This window comes from Methylotetracoccus oryzae, from assembly GCF_006175985.1.
GTDB classification, from domain to species: domain Bacteria; phylum Pseudomonadota; class Gammaproteobacteria; order Methylococcales; family Methylococcaceae; genus Methylotetracoccus; species Methylotetracoccus oryzae.
Genome location: NZ_SRSH01000024.1, coordinates 16,534 through 29,696 on the forward strand (window position 1 = coordinate 16,534; position 13,163 = coordinate 29,696).

Below are 13,163 nucleotides of genomic sequence, written 5' to 3' on the forward strand. Positions count from 1 at the left end.
GGCTTAGGATACGATGCTACTAATACCGGCTATCGACTTGAAGGACGGCAAGTGCGTCCGCCTGCGCCAGGGGCGGATGGAGGACGACACGGTATTTTCCGATGACCCGGTGGCGGTCGCCGGACGCTGGGTGCAGGACGGCGCCACCCGGCTACATCTGGTTGACCTCGACGGCGCCTTCGCCGGCGTGCCGCGCAACGGCGCAATCATCCACGCGATCCGGGAAGCCTACCCCGATGTCGAGATCCAGGTCGGCGGCGGGATCCGCGACGAGGAAACGGTGCAGGGCTATTTGAACGCCGGCGTCGACTTCGTGATCATCGGCACGAAAGCCGTCAGCGCACCGCATTTCGTGACCGACGTAGCCGCCGAGTTTCCCAACCACATCATCGTCGGGCTCGACGCCAAGAACGGCAAGGTCGCGATCGACGGCTGGTCCAAATTGTCGCATCACGATGTGGTCGACCTGGCAACGAAGTTCGAGGACGACGGGGTCGTCGCGATCATTTACACCGACATCAGCCGCGACGGCATGCTGGGTGGCGTCAACATCGAGGCGACGGGGCAACTCGCCCGCGCGATAAAGATCCCGGTGATCGCCTCGGGCGGCATCACGAACATCGACGACATAAGGGCGCTGGGCGCCATCGCCGGCGACGGCGTCATGGGCGCGATCACCGGTCGCGCGATCTACGAGGGCACGCTCGATTTCGCCGCCGCGCGGCAGATCGCCGCCGAATACTGAGCCGCCGCCCCCAGCCTGTCACTCCCCGATGCTCGCGAAACGCATCATTCCCTGCCTGGACGTCGACAACGGCCGCGTCGTAAAGGGCGTTCGCTTCGTCGACATTCGCGATGCCGGCGATCCGGTCGAAATCGCCCGGCGTTACGATCAGGAAGGCGCGGATGAACTGACCTTCCTCGACATCACGGCCAGCCACGAGAATCGCGACACCATGGTGCACGTGGTCGAACAGGTGGCCGGCGAGGTATTCATCCCGCTGACGGTCGGCGGCGGCATACGCAAACTCGACGATATCCGCCGTATGCTGAATGCCGGGGCCGACAAGGTCAGCATCAACACCGCGGCCGTGTTCGAACCCGAGTTCGTCAAGGCCGCGGCCGAGCGCTTCGGCTCGCAATGCATCGTCGTCGCGATCGACGCCAAGTGCGTGGGCACGGACCCGCTCCGCTGGGAGATCTTCACACACGGCGGCCGCAAACCGACCGGGCTCGACGCGATCGAATGGGCGCAGCGCATGGTCGACTACGGTGCCGGGGAGATCCTGCTGACCAGCATGGACCGCGATGGTACCCGGATCGGCTTCGACCTCGCGGTGACACGGGCGATCAGCGAGGCGGTCCCGGTGCCGATCATCGCCTCGGGCGGCGTCGGCAATCTGCAGCATCTGGCCGATGGCGTGCTCGAAGGCAAGGCCGATGCCGTATTGGCGGCCAGCATTTTCCATTTTGCCGAATACACCGTCCGCGAAGCCAAGGAGTTCATGGCGGCGCGCGGGATCGAGGTGCGCCTGTGAGCACGACCTGGCTGGACGAGGTGACTTGGAACAGCGATGGACTGGTTCCGGTCGTCGCTCAGGAAGCGGAGAGCGGCGATGTGCTGATGGTGGCCTGGATGAACCGCGAAGCCCTGGCGATGACGCTGGCCGAAGGGTATGCGGTCTACTGGTCGCGGTCGCGAAACCGTTTCTGGCGCAAGGGCGAAGAGTCCGGGCACCGCCAAAAGGTCAGCGAGATCCGCCTCGACTGCGACGGCGACACCGTGTTGCTGAAAGTCGAGCAGGCCGGCGGCATCGCCTGCCACACCGGCCGTCATCATTGCTTCTTCCGCAAACTCGACGACGGCGTGTGGGAAGCCGTGGACCCGGTACTGAAGAAACCCGAAGAGATTTACCGCTCGTGACCACCGATGTATTGCGGCAACTGGCCGCCGTGCTGGAGCAGCGCAAGTCGGAAGCAGCCGACAAATCCTATGTCGCCAGCCTCTACGCCAAGGGACTGGACAGCATCCTCAAGAAGATCGGCGAAGAGGCCACCGAAACGGTCATCGCCGGCAAGGACGGCAGCCCGGAGAAGATCGTCTACGAAATGGCCGACCTGTGGTTCCATTGCCTGGTACTCCTGGCTCATCAAGGGCTTGAGCCGGGAGCGGTGCTGAGCGAACTCGAACGGCGTTTCGGCCTGTCGGGCCATGTCGAGAAAGCCTCCCGCACGAAGCCATGATCGAAACCTTCAACGGCATCACGCCCACGCTGGGACGGAATGTCTACATCGCTGGCAGCGCGGTCGTTATCGGCGACGTCGCGCTGGGCGATGAGGCCTCGGTGTGGCCGACGACCGTGATCCGCGGCGACGTCAACGCGATCAGGGTCGGGCACGAAACCAACATACAGGACGGCTGCGTGTTGCATGTGACACAGAAGACGGCCTCGAATCCCGACGGCCATCCGCTCATCATCGGCAATGGCGTCACGATCGGTCATCGCGTCGTGCTGCACGGCTGCACGATCGGCGATCTGTGCCTGATCGGCATCGGCGCGATCGTCATGGATGGAGCATTCGTCGAGGACCGTGTCATGATCGGCGCCGGCGCATTGGTCCCGCCGGGCAAGCGGCTCACGAGCGGCTTCCTCTACGTCGGCTCACCAGCACGACAGTCACGGCCGCTGACCGAGGCAGAACTGGCGTTCTTTGAAATCTCGAAAAACGGCTACGTGCGGCTGAAGAACCTTTACTCTGCCTAACAGCGCTGCGCGGGCGGCTGTCAACCGTCAGGTCCGCGCGTACTGCCCGCTAGAAACCCCGTTCGTTGCTCAGCAGTTCGATCACGGAGCGCGTATCCGGGCGCACTCCCCGCCACAGTTCAAAGGCTTCGGCCGCCTGCTCGACCAACATGCCGAGCCCATCCGCACTGATCCTCGCGCCGCGCGCCTGCCCCCACAACAGGAACGGCGTCGGCTCCGTGCCGTAGGCGAGATCGTAACAGCCCGCCCCCGAAGCGAGCAGATCGTCCGGCAGCGGAGGAAGCTCGCCAGTAAGACTGGCGGCACTGGCGTTGATGACCAGATCGAACTGCCGCCCCGGAAGCTGATCGAAGCCCACGGCACTGACGGACCCGAGGTCCGAGAAATCCCTCGCCAGTATCCGGGCACGCTCCGGCGTGCGGTTGGCGATGACCACTGCGGCCGGCGATTCCCCGAGCAACGGGGCGAGGATGCCGCGCGCGGCACCACCGGCCCCGATCACCAGGATGCGCCCGTTCGGCACGATCACGCCCAGACGGCAAATCAGATCGCGCAGCAGACCCACGCCATCCGTGTTGTCCCCGAACAGCGAGCCATCGGAGCGGAGCGCCAGCGTGTTGACGGCCTGCGCGCGGCGCGCCCGATCGCTGAGCGTATCGGCCAGCCGCCACGCGGCTTCCTTAAGCGGCAAGGTGCAGTTCAGGCCACGCCCGCCTTCCGCGCCCAGGAAGGCGCGCACCGCCGCCTCGAACTGCGGCAGGTCGACATCCCTGGCCTCGTAATGCAGGCTCTGGCCCGTCTGCTCGGCGAACAGCCGGTGGATACGGGGCGATTTGCTATGGCCGATGGGGTGGCCGAAAACAGCGTACAGGTCTGGCGGCAGGCTCATGGCTTCTCGTCCCGGAAACGGACAGCGTGGCTAGCGATGCGCCCCTTCGCGCAGCCACCGGGCGGCATCCTTCGCGAAGTAGGTCAGGATCGCATCGGCCCCGGCGCGCTTGAAGGCCAACAATGACTCCAGCACGGTCTTGCGCTCGTCGAGCCAGCCGTTCGCCGCAGCCGCCTTCAGCATCGCGTACTCGCCGCTGACCTGATAGACGAAGGTCGGCGCCCCGAAAGCCTCTTTCACTCGGCGGACGACGTCGAGATAAGGCAGTCCCGGCTTGACCATGACCATGTCCGCACCCTCCTCCAGATCCAGCGCAACCTCGCGCAAGGCCTCGTCCGTGTTCGCCGGATCCATCTGATAGGTTTCCTTGCTGCCGCCGCCGAGACTTGCAGCCGATCCGACTGCATCGCGAAAGGGCCCGTAAAAGCTCGATGCGTACTTTGCCGAATAGGCGAGGATACGGGTGTTCACGTGACCGCCCGCTTCCAGCGCGCGACGTATCTCACCGATACGCCCGTCCATCATGTCGGATGGTGCGACGATGTCGGCGCCGGCCTCGGCGTGCGACAGTGCCTGCCGCACCAGCACCGCGGTGGTGGCATCGTTGGCCACGTAGCCGCTGTCGTCCAGCAAACCGTCCTGGCCGTGTGAGGTATACGGATCCAGCGCGACGTCCGTAATCAGACCGAGCGCCGGAAAGGAAGCCTTCAGCGCCCTGACCACGCGCGGCACGAGCCCGTCCGGATTGAAGGCCTCACTGGCATCCAGGCTCTTAAGAGAGCCCGAGACCACCGGGAACAGCGCGATCGCCGGGATCCCGAGCGCCAGCATTTCCTGGGCCTCGTCCAACAACACGTCAAGACTGAGGCGTTCGACGCCGGGCATCGACGGCACGGCCTCACGCCGCCCGCTGCCTTCCGTCACGAACACGGGGTAGATCAGATCGTCGACGGTCAGGCTGGATTCGCGCATCAACCGGCGGCTGAAGGCGTCCTTGCGCATGCGCCGCAGGCGCGTTGCGGGAAACTGGCTGGGGCTGGTCACGGCGGTGGCTTTGGGGAGTCAGAAGGGAGAGCCGGACGACGGCAGCGAAGCGCGTCGTCATATCGAGCCGATAGTCTATTGTGGCCGAGCGCGCTATTATACCGTGCTGGGAAGAGTCCTCTAGGAAACAACGCAATGAATTTCGAACGAGTGGTTGGTGCCCGCACATTCGCTGTTTGGGTTTCGCTGGCAGTGCTTCTCTTCACCGGGCTCGCGCTCGCCGACGAGGGTAGCCTGACGCCAGCCCAGAAGGTGATCCAGGACACGGCCGACCAGCTTCAGAAGAGCCTGCAGCGGCCTGACGTCAAGAGCGACTTCACCAAGGCCACCGGCATTGTCGACACGATCATCCGACCGGCCATCGACTTCGATCGTGTCTCGATCATGGTCCTCGGGAAATACTGGAAGACGGCAACACCGGCCCAGCGCGAACGCTTCAAGACCGAGTTCCGCCGCCTGCTGGTGCGAACCTACACGACTGCCTTCACCGAATATTCCGACTGGAAGATCACCTATCTCCCGTCGACGTCCGAATCCAGCGCAGACAAGACGACGGTCAGGACGCAGATCCTGCAGGCCGGCGCGCAACCCGTCGCGATCAACTACCGCATGGTCAATACCAAGGGAGAGTGGAAGGTCTATGACGTGCTGATCGAGGGCATCAGCCTGTTGCAGAACTATCGCACGAGCTTCACGAGTCAGATCGGCGAGGGCGGTTCACTGGACGGCCTGATCGCCGACCTGACGAAGCGCAACGACACGGCTCACAAGGAACCGGTCCCGGAGGGTGAGTCCGGCGCCGCTGGCGATAAGGACCTATAGCCCCGAACCCAGCCAATCACGCGGCGCCAGATAGTCCCGATAAAGCGCTTCTTCGGCACTGCCGGGCTCTGGCCGCCAGTTGTAGCGCCAGTTCACGACCGGCGGCAACGACATCAGAATCGATTCCGTCCGACCTCCCGATTGCAGCCCGAACAGCGTTCCGCGATCGTAGACCAGGTTGAATTCGACGTAGCGCCCTCGACGGTAGAGTTGGAAGGCACGTTCCCGGTCCCCGTACGGCGTTGCCTTGCGGGCCTGGACGATCGGCAGGTAGGCCGACAGGTAATGGTCGCCGACGCTCCGCATGAACGCGAAAGAGCGTTCGAAACCCCATTCGTTCAGATCGTCGAAGAACAGACCACCGACGCCGCGCGTCTCGTTCCGGTGTTTCAGGAAAAAGTACTCGTCGCACCAGCGCTTGAAACGCGGATAGACCTCCGGGCCGAAGGGTTCGCACGCAGCGCGTGCGCTGCGATGCCAGTGCACGACGTCGTCCAGGCGCGGATAGAAGGGCGTCAGGTCGAAACCGCCGCCGAACCACCAGATCGGCGATTCACCGGCTTTCTCGGCAATAAAAAACCGCACATTGGCATGCGAGGTCGGGACGTAGGGGTTGCGTGGATGGATCACCAACGACACGCCCAGCGCCTGAAAGCTGCGCCCCGCCAGTTCCGGCCGGTGCGCCGTGGCCGAGGCCGGCAGACGTTCGCCGCGCACATGAGAAAAATTGACCCCACCCTGCTCGAACACCTCGCCGTCGTACAGCACGCGCGTTTGCCCGCCACCACCGGAATGGTGCTGCCAGCGATCCTCGACGAAACGCGCGAGCGGTTCCTCGCCTTCGAGACGGCTGCAGATCGTTTGCTGCAGTTGCGTCAGATAGGCCTTGACCGCTTCGATTTCCGTACCTTGCATGATGATTCCCGAACCCCGGAGATAAAGGGCGCCACCCGTCGTTGCGGCGCCACGGACAGACTCGCCGAGTCTATCACAGGGCTTGCCGGGCGCAGCCCGTGCCCATGAGCGAGCCCGCATGCTGGCCGGGACTGGCCGCGATCGACGAGCCCGGCTTCCCGAAAGACTGGCGCGACACGTTGCGCACCGACCTGGAGGCCGTGTTCGCGAACGGCCGCCATGGCCGCTGGCGTGAGTGGCTGGACACCGTGGCGGAGCTGCCACCGGCCAGCCCGTCGGCACTGGACTTCACTTGCGAGGCCGTGACCATCGGCGCACCGGGCGACATCGCGGGACCCGCGCGGGAACAGCTCACGACCCTGTTGCAACGGCTGCATCCCTGGCGCAAGGGCCCGTTCCGGCTATTCGGCATCGATATCGACGCGGAATGGCGGTCGAACCTGAAGTGGCAGCGACTGCAGGCAGCCATCGCGCCCTTGCACGGACGGCGGATCCTCGATGTGGGCTGCGGCAACGGCTACTACGCATGGCGCATGCTGGGCGCCGGCGCCGAACTGGTCGTCGGCATCGACCCCACGCTGGTCCATATCGCGCAATTTCTGGCTGTGAAGCGTTACGCCGGAACATGGCCGGTGCATCTGCTGCCGCTGGGCATCGAGCAGGTCCCGCCACAGCTGCAGGCGTTCGACACGGTGTTCTCGATGGGCGTGCTCTACCACCGGCGCTCGCCGCTGGATCACCTGCTCGAGTTGAAGGGGTGTCTGCGACCCGGAGGGGAGCTGGTGCTCGAGACGCTGGTGATCGACGGCCCGGAAGGGCAGAGCCTGCTGCCCGAAGATCGCTACGCCCAGATGCGGAACGTCTGGTTCATCCCGTCCTGCATGACTCTGGTCGGCTGGCTGCGGCGCTGCGGTTACCGCAATTTGCGGGTCGTGGACGTTGCCGCCACAACACCCCTGGAACAACGGGCAACAGCCTGGATGCGTTTCCAGTCGCTGACGGACTTTCTCGACCCGCACAACCCGTCCCTGACCTGCGAGGGCCTGCCGGCGCCGCAGCGCGCCGTGGTGCTGGCCGAAAGCCCGTAAGCCGAGCCGGACAGCCCTCGCACCGCGAATCTCCCCGGCCTAGGGTTTCGGCCAGACTCCGGTGATGGGCAGATGCGCATCGATGTCCTCATCCGAAGCGTACACATCGACGATGAACCCTTCGCCACAGCGCGGCTTTAGCGGATTGGCGACGAGATCACGTTTGAAGGAGATCTGCAGCGAGTTCTCCCCGACGCCATGGACCGGATGGGGGAATTTCGGCGTCGTATGCTCCATCCAGATGTTGACCTCACCCTCCTTCGGGTCGCGGGTGATCTTGCAGATATCCGCGCCGACGGGATGCACGATGAGCCCCCTCGCACACGAAAGGGCCTGGAAGAAGACCGGGTAGACCGTGAAACGTGTCTCGCCGTTGAATTTTTCGGGCACACTGCCGTGGGTGGCGCCGACACCGACGGGGTTGCCCAAGTCGGGTGAATCGATCGAAAGATAAAACCTGTTGAACACGGCCCTGTCGATCATGGGCTGAAAGCTTCCCACCAAAGACCCCGTCTCGAGGATATCGAAAAGATCCCTTTTACCGTCCTTGTCGATATCAGGAATGGCACCACCGCCCTGCCGCTTCAACACGGGATTCGTGCTGGGCATGATCAAGCTCATGGCAATGACCGGCGCGCCGTCACAGCCATGCACGATCCTGTACGCTGCCGTGACCGAGGAATCCACGACCGCGTAAGGGGGCGGCATGATGATGGCCGAATGTGCCATGGCATGTTGTCCGGGCCCGCAGGCCATCAAGACGAAGAATGCAGCCTTGGCGCCCCGGGTATGCGTTGTGATCGGCATGTCTCCGAACCTCCTGTAAATTGGATGAGCACGAGAAAACGGGGGCTACCGATCAGGACGTACGGGCAAGATATCGTTGCCGCCCAACTCGCTGCACATTGTCTTACGACAGTACTCCCTGCCATGACGGACGACCCTTGTGGCCTTCGCCCGCGACAGATCAGCGTCACAGAGAAGGCAATATTGGCGCCAGCGCGGCGGATGCGGATCCTCACTGCGGCGCAAAACGGCCGGCAGACGCAACATCCGCACCACCAGAACGACCTGCGCGCTGCGGGAACAGGCCGGGCCTGGCTCAGGCCAGGCGACAGCGGGTGGCAGCTGCGAGCCGCCAAAACATGGCGTCCGAGGCCACGCGGCTCGAACACGTCGATACCGGGAATCGAGCGCTATCACGCATCGCCTGCGCGTTATCCCTCAGGCCGACGGGCGTACCGAGCGAACTGGACAACCGAACGTCCGAGACGCGTGCGGCTTACCCTTTCCCGGAGTGCAGCGGAGATCAGCGCTCGATGGCCGCGAGCACGGTGGAGACGGTACCCATGGCCAGCGGGGCCCTGACGGGGGAGTGGTTGCCGCCAAGGCTCAGCGGCGGAACTTCACCCCTTCCTCGGAGGGCACGGCGCCCCAGCCTTCGAAGGCGCCGTGATCCAGCACCCGGATCGCCAGCACCGCAGCCGCGCACAGGGCCGTCAGGTAGTAGCCGAATACCGCGAAACCATCGTTAGTCCCGTAATCGCGCACCAGCCAGGCGGCGAGCAAGGGGGCGGTACTGCCGAACACCGGCGAGGCGATGTTGACCGCAAGACTGACACCGCTGTAGCGCACTCCGGTCGCGAACAAGCCCGTCACGGCGGCAAAGGCCGAGCTGGTGTAGATGCCGATCAGGACCGTGAACGCGAAGAACGCCGGCAACACCCAGCGCGGTTCGGGGTGGCCGGACATGGCGTCGAACAGCGGATGAACGCCGACGACCAGCCCCACGATCCCGATGGCCAGAATGCGCTTGTAGCCCCAGCGATCCGCCAGCCAGCCCCCCAGCAAGGTCGTTGCCAGGGCCACGATCAGGCCGGCCGACGTCACGAGCAACGCACGGCTGGGCGGAAACTGGAGGTTGGCCAGCATGAAGCTGTTGAAATACACGAACGCGAAGAAGAAGCAGCAGGTCATCGGCGTCACCACGGCCACTCCGATCAGGACCCGACGCTTGTGACGGGCAATCACCGCCGCGACCGGATTGCGGTGCAGGGCGTTCTGCGCCTTGGCGGCTTCGTACAGGGCACTTTCCGGCATCTTCTGTCGAATCCGAAAGCCGATCCACGCGGCTCCGAGACCCAGCAGGAACGGGATCCGCCAACCCCAGGACAGGAACTGCTCCGGCGTCAGCCACGCCGAAATTGCGCTGGAAATCAGCGTCCCCGACAACAGGCCCAGACAGGTACTCGCCTGAATCAGGCTGGATGCGAGGCCGATGCGATGACCCGGCGTATGCTCCATCACATAGGTCACGGCCCCGCCCATCTCACCGCCCAGCGAAATGCCCTGGAGCAGCCGCAGCAGGACCAGCAGGACCGTCGCGGCAACGCCGATATCCCCGAACGAGGGCAGCAGCCCGATCGCAGCGGTAGGCAGCGCCATGCCGAGCATCGAGAGAGACAGCGCGCGCTTGCGGCCCCAGCGATCGCCGATCGCACTGAACAGTAGCGCGCCGAGCGGCCGCATGAAAAAGCTGACGCTGAACACGGCGAATGCGGCCAGCATCGCCAGCCCCGGCTCCTCCTTCGGGAAGAAGGTCTCGCCGATGATCACCGAGAAATGGCCGTACAGTGCGAAGTCGTACCACTCGATGGCATTGCCGGCAATACCGGCGACGATGGCTTTGCGCGGGCTGCGACTCATGTAAGCTGGGGATCCGAAACGGTGACGGCAAACATGACCTCGAACACGGATGTTGTCCTGGAGGGCAAGAGGGTTGATCAGGCTCGGGCCCTGCCGAACGCTCGGCAGGGGACCGAAATGCGGTGCAGGGCGGACGGCGGATGATACCCGAGCCCACCCGAAGTTGTGAATTCAGCGCCTTGCGGCATCCGCCGCACACCACCAGACCGGCGCGCGGAGTATTCCCGCCCCGCCCCTCCCGCGGCGGGATGATGCGCGGACGCTCCCGGCATGCTGCACGGCGGCTTCTGATCGTCGTGGCCGCACTGATTTTGCCGAGCTGTGCCGGACGCGGCACCCCCACCCCGGAAACGTCGCCCCCAACCGACCTGGAACGCCGCGGCAAGGGCCTCACGCGTTCCGAGGTTCCGGAATCCAGCCCCGCGACGCGTGAGTGGATTTGGGCACCCTATCTGTACCGAGATCCGGCAACCCCGCAAGAGCGGGCGCAGCCGGACATCAGCACCCCTGGACCGGACACGGCCAACTTCCCGAACAGCGCCTTCACGCTGCCCGAAGGCCGTTTCTATTTCGAGAATTCGCCGGTGGGCTATTACTCGGCCACGCAGCGGACGGCCCCGCAATACGACTGGGAGCTGTTCTTGAGGTATGGCGTCACGGACAATCTGGAATTTCGTCTGTTCACGAATGGCTTGACCGTGGTCGAGGGGGCACCGACGACGGTCGGTTTCAGCCCGTTGACGTTCGATGTCAAATATCAGATCTGGGAGGAAAACCTGGCTTATCGCATCCCGGCCGTTGCCCTCGAAACCTACGTCCAAACGACCTGGGGCTCGTCCTCACTGAGCAATCACACGCAATGGGCCTGGTCCGTCAACCTGGACCACACCCTGCCCTTCGGGCTGGGTCTGGAGTGGAATATCGGCTTGACGAGCATTTTCCTCAACCACGAATCGAACCTCGTGGAGGAAACCCTGTCATGGTCGCTGCAACGCGATCTGACCGAAGACGTCGCCCTGTTCGTGCATGGTTACCACAACGGCGCCGCTTTGCCGCGCGGATCCACCGTGCGCGTCGATCGCGAGCGACTGTTCCGGAGCTTCAACGGACAGGTCTTCGGGGCCGGCGCCACCTGGACCCTGGATGACACCCTGGAAGTCTTCGGGAGCGCCAATGCCGGCATCGGCGATGCACCGGGCTTCATCGGCCTGGCCGGGTTCGCGGTCGCCTTCTAGCCCCTCGGTCTTTACAGGCCCCCGGGTCCGGAGTAAAAACTCGCGCACCGAACTTCTGATGGCGCAACGGGCATGCTGGGCACCCAATCCGCGCATTTGACTCCTGACTGGCGGCGTCTCACCCTCGCCGGCGTGCTGTGCTGCCTCGCGGCCTGCTCCAGCGCCCCGAAAGCCCCGCCCGCCGCAATACCGCGCCCCCGCGCGGCAGTACCGCAGCCGACGGTCATCCCGTTCGCGCTGAGCCTGAAGGGAACCCCTTACCGCTGGGGCGGCAATTCCCCCGCCGAGGGTTTCGACTGCAGCGGATTCGTGCGATATGTCTTCGGCCGCTACGGCATCCATCTGCCCCGGCGCGCGGTCGAACAGGCGTCCTGGCTACCCAAGGTGCCGGTCGGTGCGCGCCGCCCGGGAGACCTGGTGTTCTTCGATACCGGCACGCCGCCGGTGTCACACGTGGGCATTTACATCGGCCGCGACGAATTCGTGCACGCCTCCAGCGCCAAGGCCGGACAGGTGATCATTTCCGACCTCAACAAACCTTACTGGCGCGAACATCTGGTTGCGATAGGCCGACCTCCACCGCTCCGCCGCTAACCTGCAGCGCCGGAGCTGCGCACCGGTCACACTCACCGAACAAACCGAGAGCACCCCCCATGAAAGCGATGTTGATGACCGCAGTCGGCCTGCCCTCCGTGCTGCAACTGGCCGACCGTCCCGAACCCGCCATCACCGCCCCGACACAGATCAAGGTCGCGCTGCACGCCGCGGGAATCAATCCGATCGATACCAAAGTGCGGCAGCGCGGGGTGTTCTACCCGGATGCCCTGCCCTGCGTGCTCGGCTGCGACGGCGCCGGCATCGTCGTCGACAAGGGCGCGGACGCGCATCGCTTCCAGCTTGGCGACCGGGTCTACTTCTGTCACGGCGGATTGGGCGGCGACCCCGGCAACTACGCCGAATATACCGTGCTTGACCAGCGCTGGGCCGTACCCATGCCGGCCAGCCTGAGTTTCGAACAGGCCGCGGCGGCGCCGCTGGTGCTGATCACGGCCTGGGGCGCACTGTATGACCGGGCACGCCTCCAGCCGAGCCACACGGTCCTGATCCATGCCGGCGCGGGCGGCGTCGGACATGTCGCAATCCAGCTGGCCAAGCTTCACGGCGCGCGGGTCATCGCCACCGTCGGTTCGGCGGACAAGGCGGCCTTCGTCCGCGCTCTGGGCGCCGACGAGATCATCGACTACCGTGTTATGGACTTCGCCATGGCCGTCAATGATCTGACCGGAGGCGCAGGCGCCGACGTCGTGTTCGACACGGTCGGGCCCGCGGTCTTTGAACAAAGCATTGGTTGCACCGCGCACTTCGGCGATCTGGTCACGCTGCTCGACATCAGGGACACCGCACTCGCCGAGGCACGGATGCGAAATCTGCGCATTGGGTTCGAGTTGATGCTCACACCGATGCTGCGGAACCTTGACGCGGCGCGCGATCACCAAATCGAGATACTGAGCCGCTGTGCGGAATGGATCGACCAGGGCCGGCTGCGCGTCCATGTCGCGGACACTTTTCCGCTGGCCGAGGCCGCAGCCGCACACGCCGCCATCGAAGAGGGGCACACGACGGGAAAACTCGTGCTGCGCATTCGCTGAACTGCGCGAACCTAGTGAGAAGAGAGCCTTGTCGCCAGGCGACGCCGCCC

General features: G+C 64.7%; 15 protein-coding genes. 10 read left to right on the top strand and 5 right to left on the bottom strand.

All coding sequences use genetic code 11. The features are described 5' to 3' along the window. Nucleotides 1-13: 13 nt before the first annotated feature. From hisA to BWR02_RS18770, 5 genes are read left to right on the top strand one after another with little or no spacing between them, the layout of a single operon-like run. A complete protein-coding gene (gene hisA / locus BWR02_RS18755) occupies nucleotides 14-745 on the top strand; it encodes a 1-(5-phosphoribosyl)-5-[(5-phosphoribosylamino)methylideneamino]imidazole-4-carboxamide isomerase (RefSeq protein ID WP_139559442.1) in 732 nt (243 codons plus the stop codon). Between the two features lie 28 nt (nucleotides 746-773). Continuing rightward, on the top strand, nucleotides 774-1,538 hold the full coding sequence (gene hisF / locus BWR02_RS18760) for an imidazole glycerol phosphate synthase subunit HisF (RefSeq protein WP_139559443.1): 765 nt from the start codon (nucleotides 774-776) through the stop codon (nucleotides 1,536-1,538). After that, complete coding sequence (gene hisI / locus BWR02_RS21130; protein WP_201276329.1) at nucleotides 1,535-1,924, top strand: phosphoribosyl-AMP cyclohydrolase; 390 nt, start codon at nucleotides 1,535-1,537, stop codon at nucleotides 1,922-1,924. The genes hisF and hisI overlap by 4 nt, the downstream gene beginning before the upstream one ends. Then, a complete protein-coding gene (locus BWR02_RS21135; RefSeq protein ID WP_201276330.1) occupies nucleotides 1,921-2,244 on the top strand; it encodes a phosphoribosyl-ATP diphosphatase in 324 nt (107 codons plus the stop codon). The genes hisI and BWR02_RS21135 overlap by 4 nt, the downstream gene beginning before the upstream one ends. Continuing rightward, nucleotides 2,241-2,765 (top strand): gamma carbonic anhydrase family protein, encoded by a 525-nt coding sequence (locus tag BWR02_RS18770; RefSeq protein ID WP_129883196.1) that lies wholly within the window; start codon nucleotides 2,241-2,243, stop codon nucleotides 2,763-2,765. Before BWR02_RS21135 ends, BWR02_RS18770 begins: the two co-directional genes overlap by 4 nt. Nucleotides 2,766-2,814: 49 nt before the next feature. Here BWR02_RS18770 and aroE read toward each other — a convergent pair whose 3' ends face one another. Both aroE and hemB read right to left on the bottom strand, forming a co-directional pair. Then, nucleotides 2,815-3,654: a shikimate dehydrogenase gene (gene aroE, locus BWR02_RS18775; RefSeq protein WP_139559445.1), complete on the bottom strand. Its 840-nt coding sequence runs from the start codon at nucleotides 3,652-3,654 to the stop codon at nucleotides 2,815-2,817. Nucleotides 3,655-3,684: 30 nt separating this feature from the next. Further along, complete coding sequence (gene hemB, locus BWR02_RS18780) at nucleotides 3,685-4,698, bottom strand: porphobilinogen synthase (protein WP_268921429.1); 1,014 nt, start codon at nucleotides 4,696-4,698, stop codon at nucleotides 3,685-3,687. Nucleotides 4,699-4,833: 135 nt separating this feature from the next. Between hemB and BWR02_RS18785 the strand changes: the two genes are divergently transcribed. Beyond that, a complete protein-coding gene (locus BWR02_RS18785) occupies nucleotides 4,834-5,520 on the top strand; it encodes an MlaC/ttg2D family ABC transporter substrate-binding protein (protein ID WP_139559446.1) in 687 nt (228 codons plus the stop codon). Here BWR02_RS18785 and hemF read toward each other — a convergent pair. Continuing rightward, complete coding sequence (gene hemF, locus BWR02_RS18790) at nucleotides 5,515-6,435, bottom strand: oxygen-dependent coproporphyrinogen oxidase (RefSeq protein ID WP_139559447.1); 921 nt, start codon at nucleotides 6,433-6,435, stop codon at nucleotides 5,515-5,517. The genes BWR02_RS18785 and hemF overlap by 6 nt on opposite strands. Before the next feature lie 104 nt (nucleotides 6,436-6,539). On the opposite strand from hemF, the gene cmoB reads away from it, so the two are divergent. Then, a complete protein-coding gene (gene cmoB, locus BWR02_RS18795; protein WP_139559448.1) occupies nucleotides 6,540-7,523 on the top strand; it encodes a tRNA 5-methoxyuridine(34)/uridine 5-oxyacetic acid(34) synthase CmoB in 984 nt (327 codons plus the stop codon). Between the two features lie 39 nt (nucleotides 7,524-7,562). Here cmoB and BWR02_RS18800 read toward each other — a convergent pair whose 3' ends face one another. Together BWR02_RS18800 and BWR02_RS18805 are read right to left on the bottom strand one after the other, a co-directional pair. Then, nucleotides 7,563-8,330 carry a hypothetical protein gene (locus tag BWR02_RS18800; protein WP_139559449.1) on the bottom strand — a complete coding sequence of 256 codons (768 nt, stop codon included), beginning with the start codon at nucleotides 8,328-8,330 and terminating at the stop codon, nucleotides 7,563-7,565. A gap of 585 nt (nucleotides 8,331-8,915) precedes the next feature. Continuing rightward, on the bottom strand, nucleotides 8,916-10,229 hold the full coding sequence (locus BWR02_RS18805; RefSeq protein WP_139559450.1) for an MFS transporter: 1,314 nt from the start codon (nucleotides 10,227-10,229) through the stop codon (nucleotides 8,916-8,918). Nucleotides 10,230-10,525: 296 nt separating this feature from the next. Between BWR02_RS18805 and BWR02_RS18810 the strand changes: the two genes are divergently transcribed. The 3 genes from BWR02_RS18810 to BWR02_RS18820 all read left to right on the top strand — a co-directional run bounded on the left by BWR02_RS18810 (nucleotide 10,526) and on the right by BWR02_RS18820 (nucleotide 13,113). Beyond that, nucleotides 10,526-11,464 (top strand): transporter, encoded by a 939-nt coding sequence (locus BWR02_RS18810; protein WP_162560237.1) that lies wholly within the window; start codon nucleotides 10,526-10,528, stop codon nucleotides 11,462-11,464. Between the two features lie 72 nt (nucleotides 11,465-11,536). Then, on the top strand, nucleotides 11,537-12,058 hold the full coding sequence (locus BWR02_RS18815) for a C40 family peptidase (protein ID WP_139559452.1): 522 nt from the start codon (nucleotides 11,537-11,539) through the stop codon (nucleotides 12,056-12,058). Nucleotides 12,059-12,117: 59 nt separating this feature from the next. Next, on the top strand, nucleotides 12,118-13,113 hold the full coding sequence (locus BWR02_RS18820) for a zinc-dependent alcohol dehydrogenase family protein (RefSeq protein WP_139559453.1): 996 nt from the start codon (nucleotides 12,118-12,120) through the stop codon (nucleotides 13,111-13,113). Nucleotides 13,114-13,163: the final 50 nt, after the last annotated feature.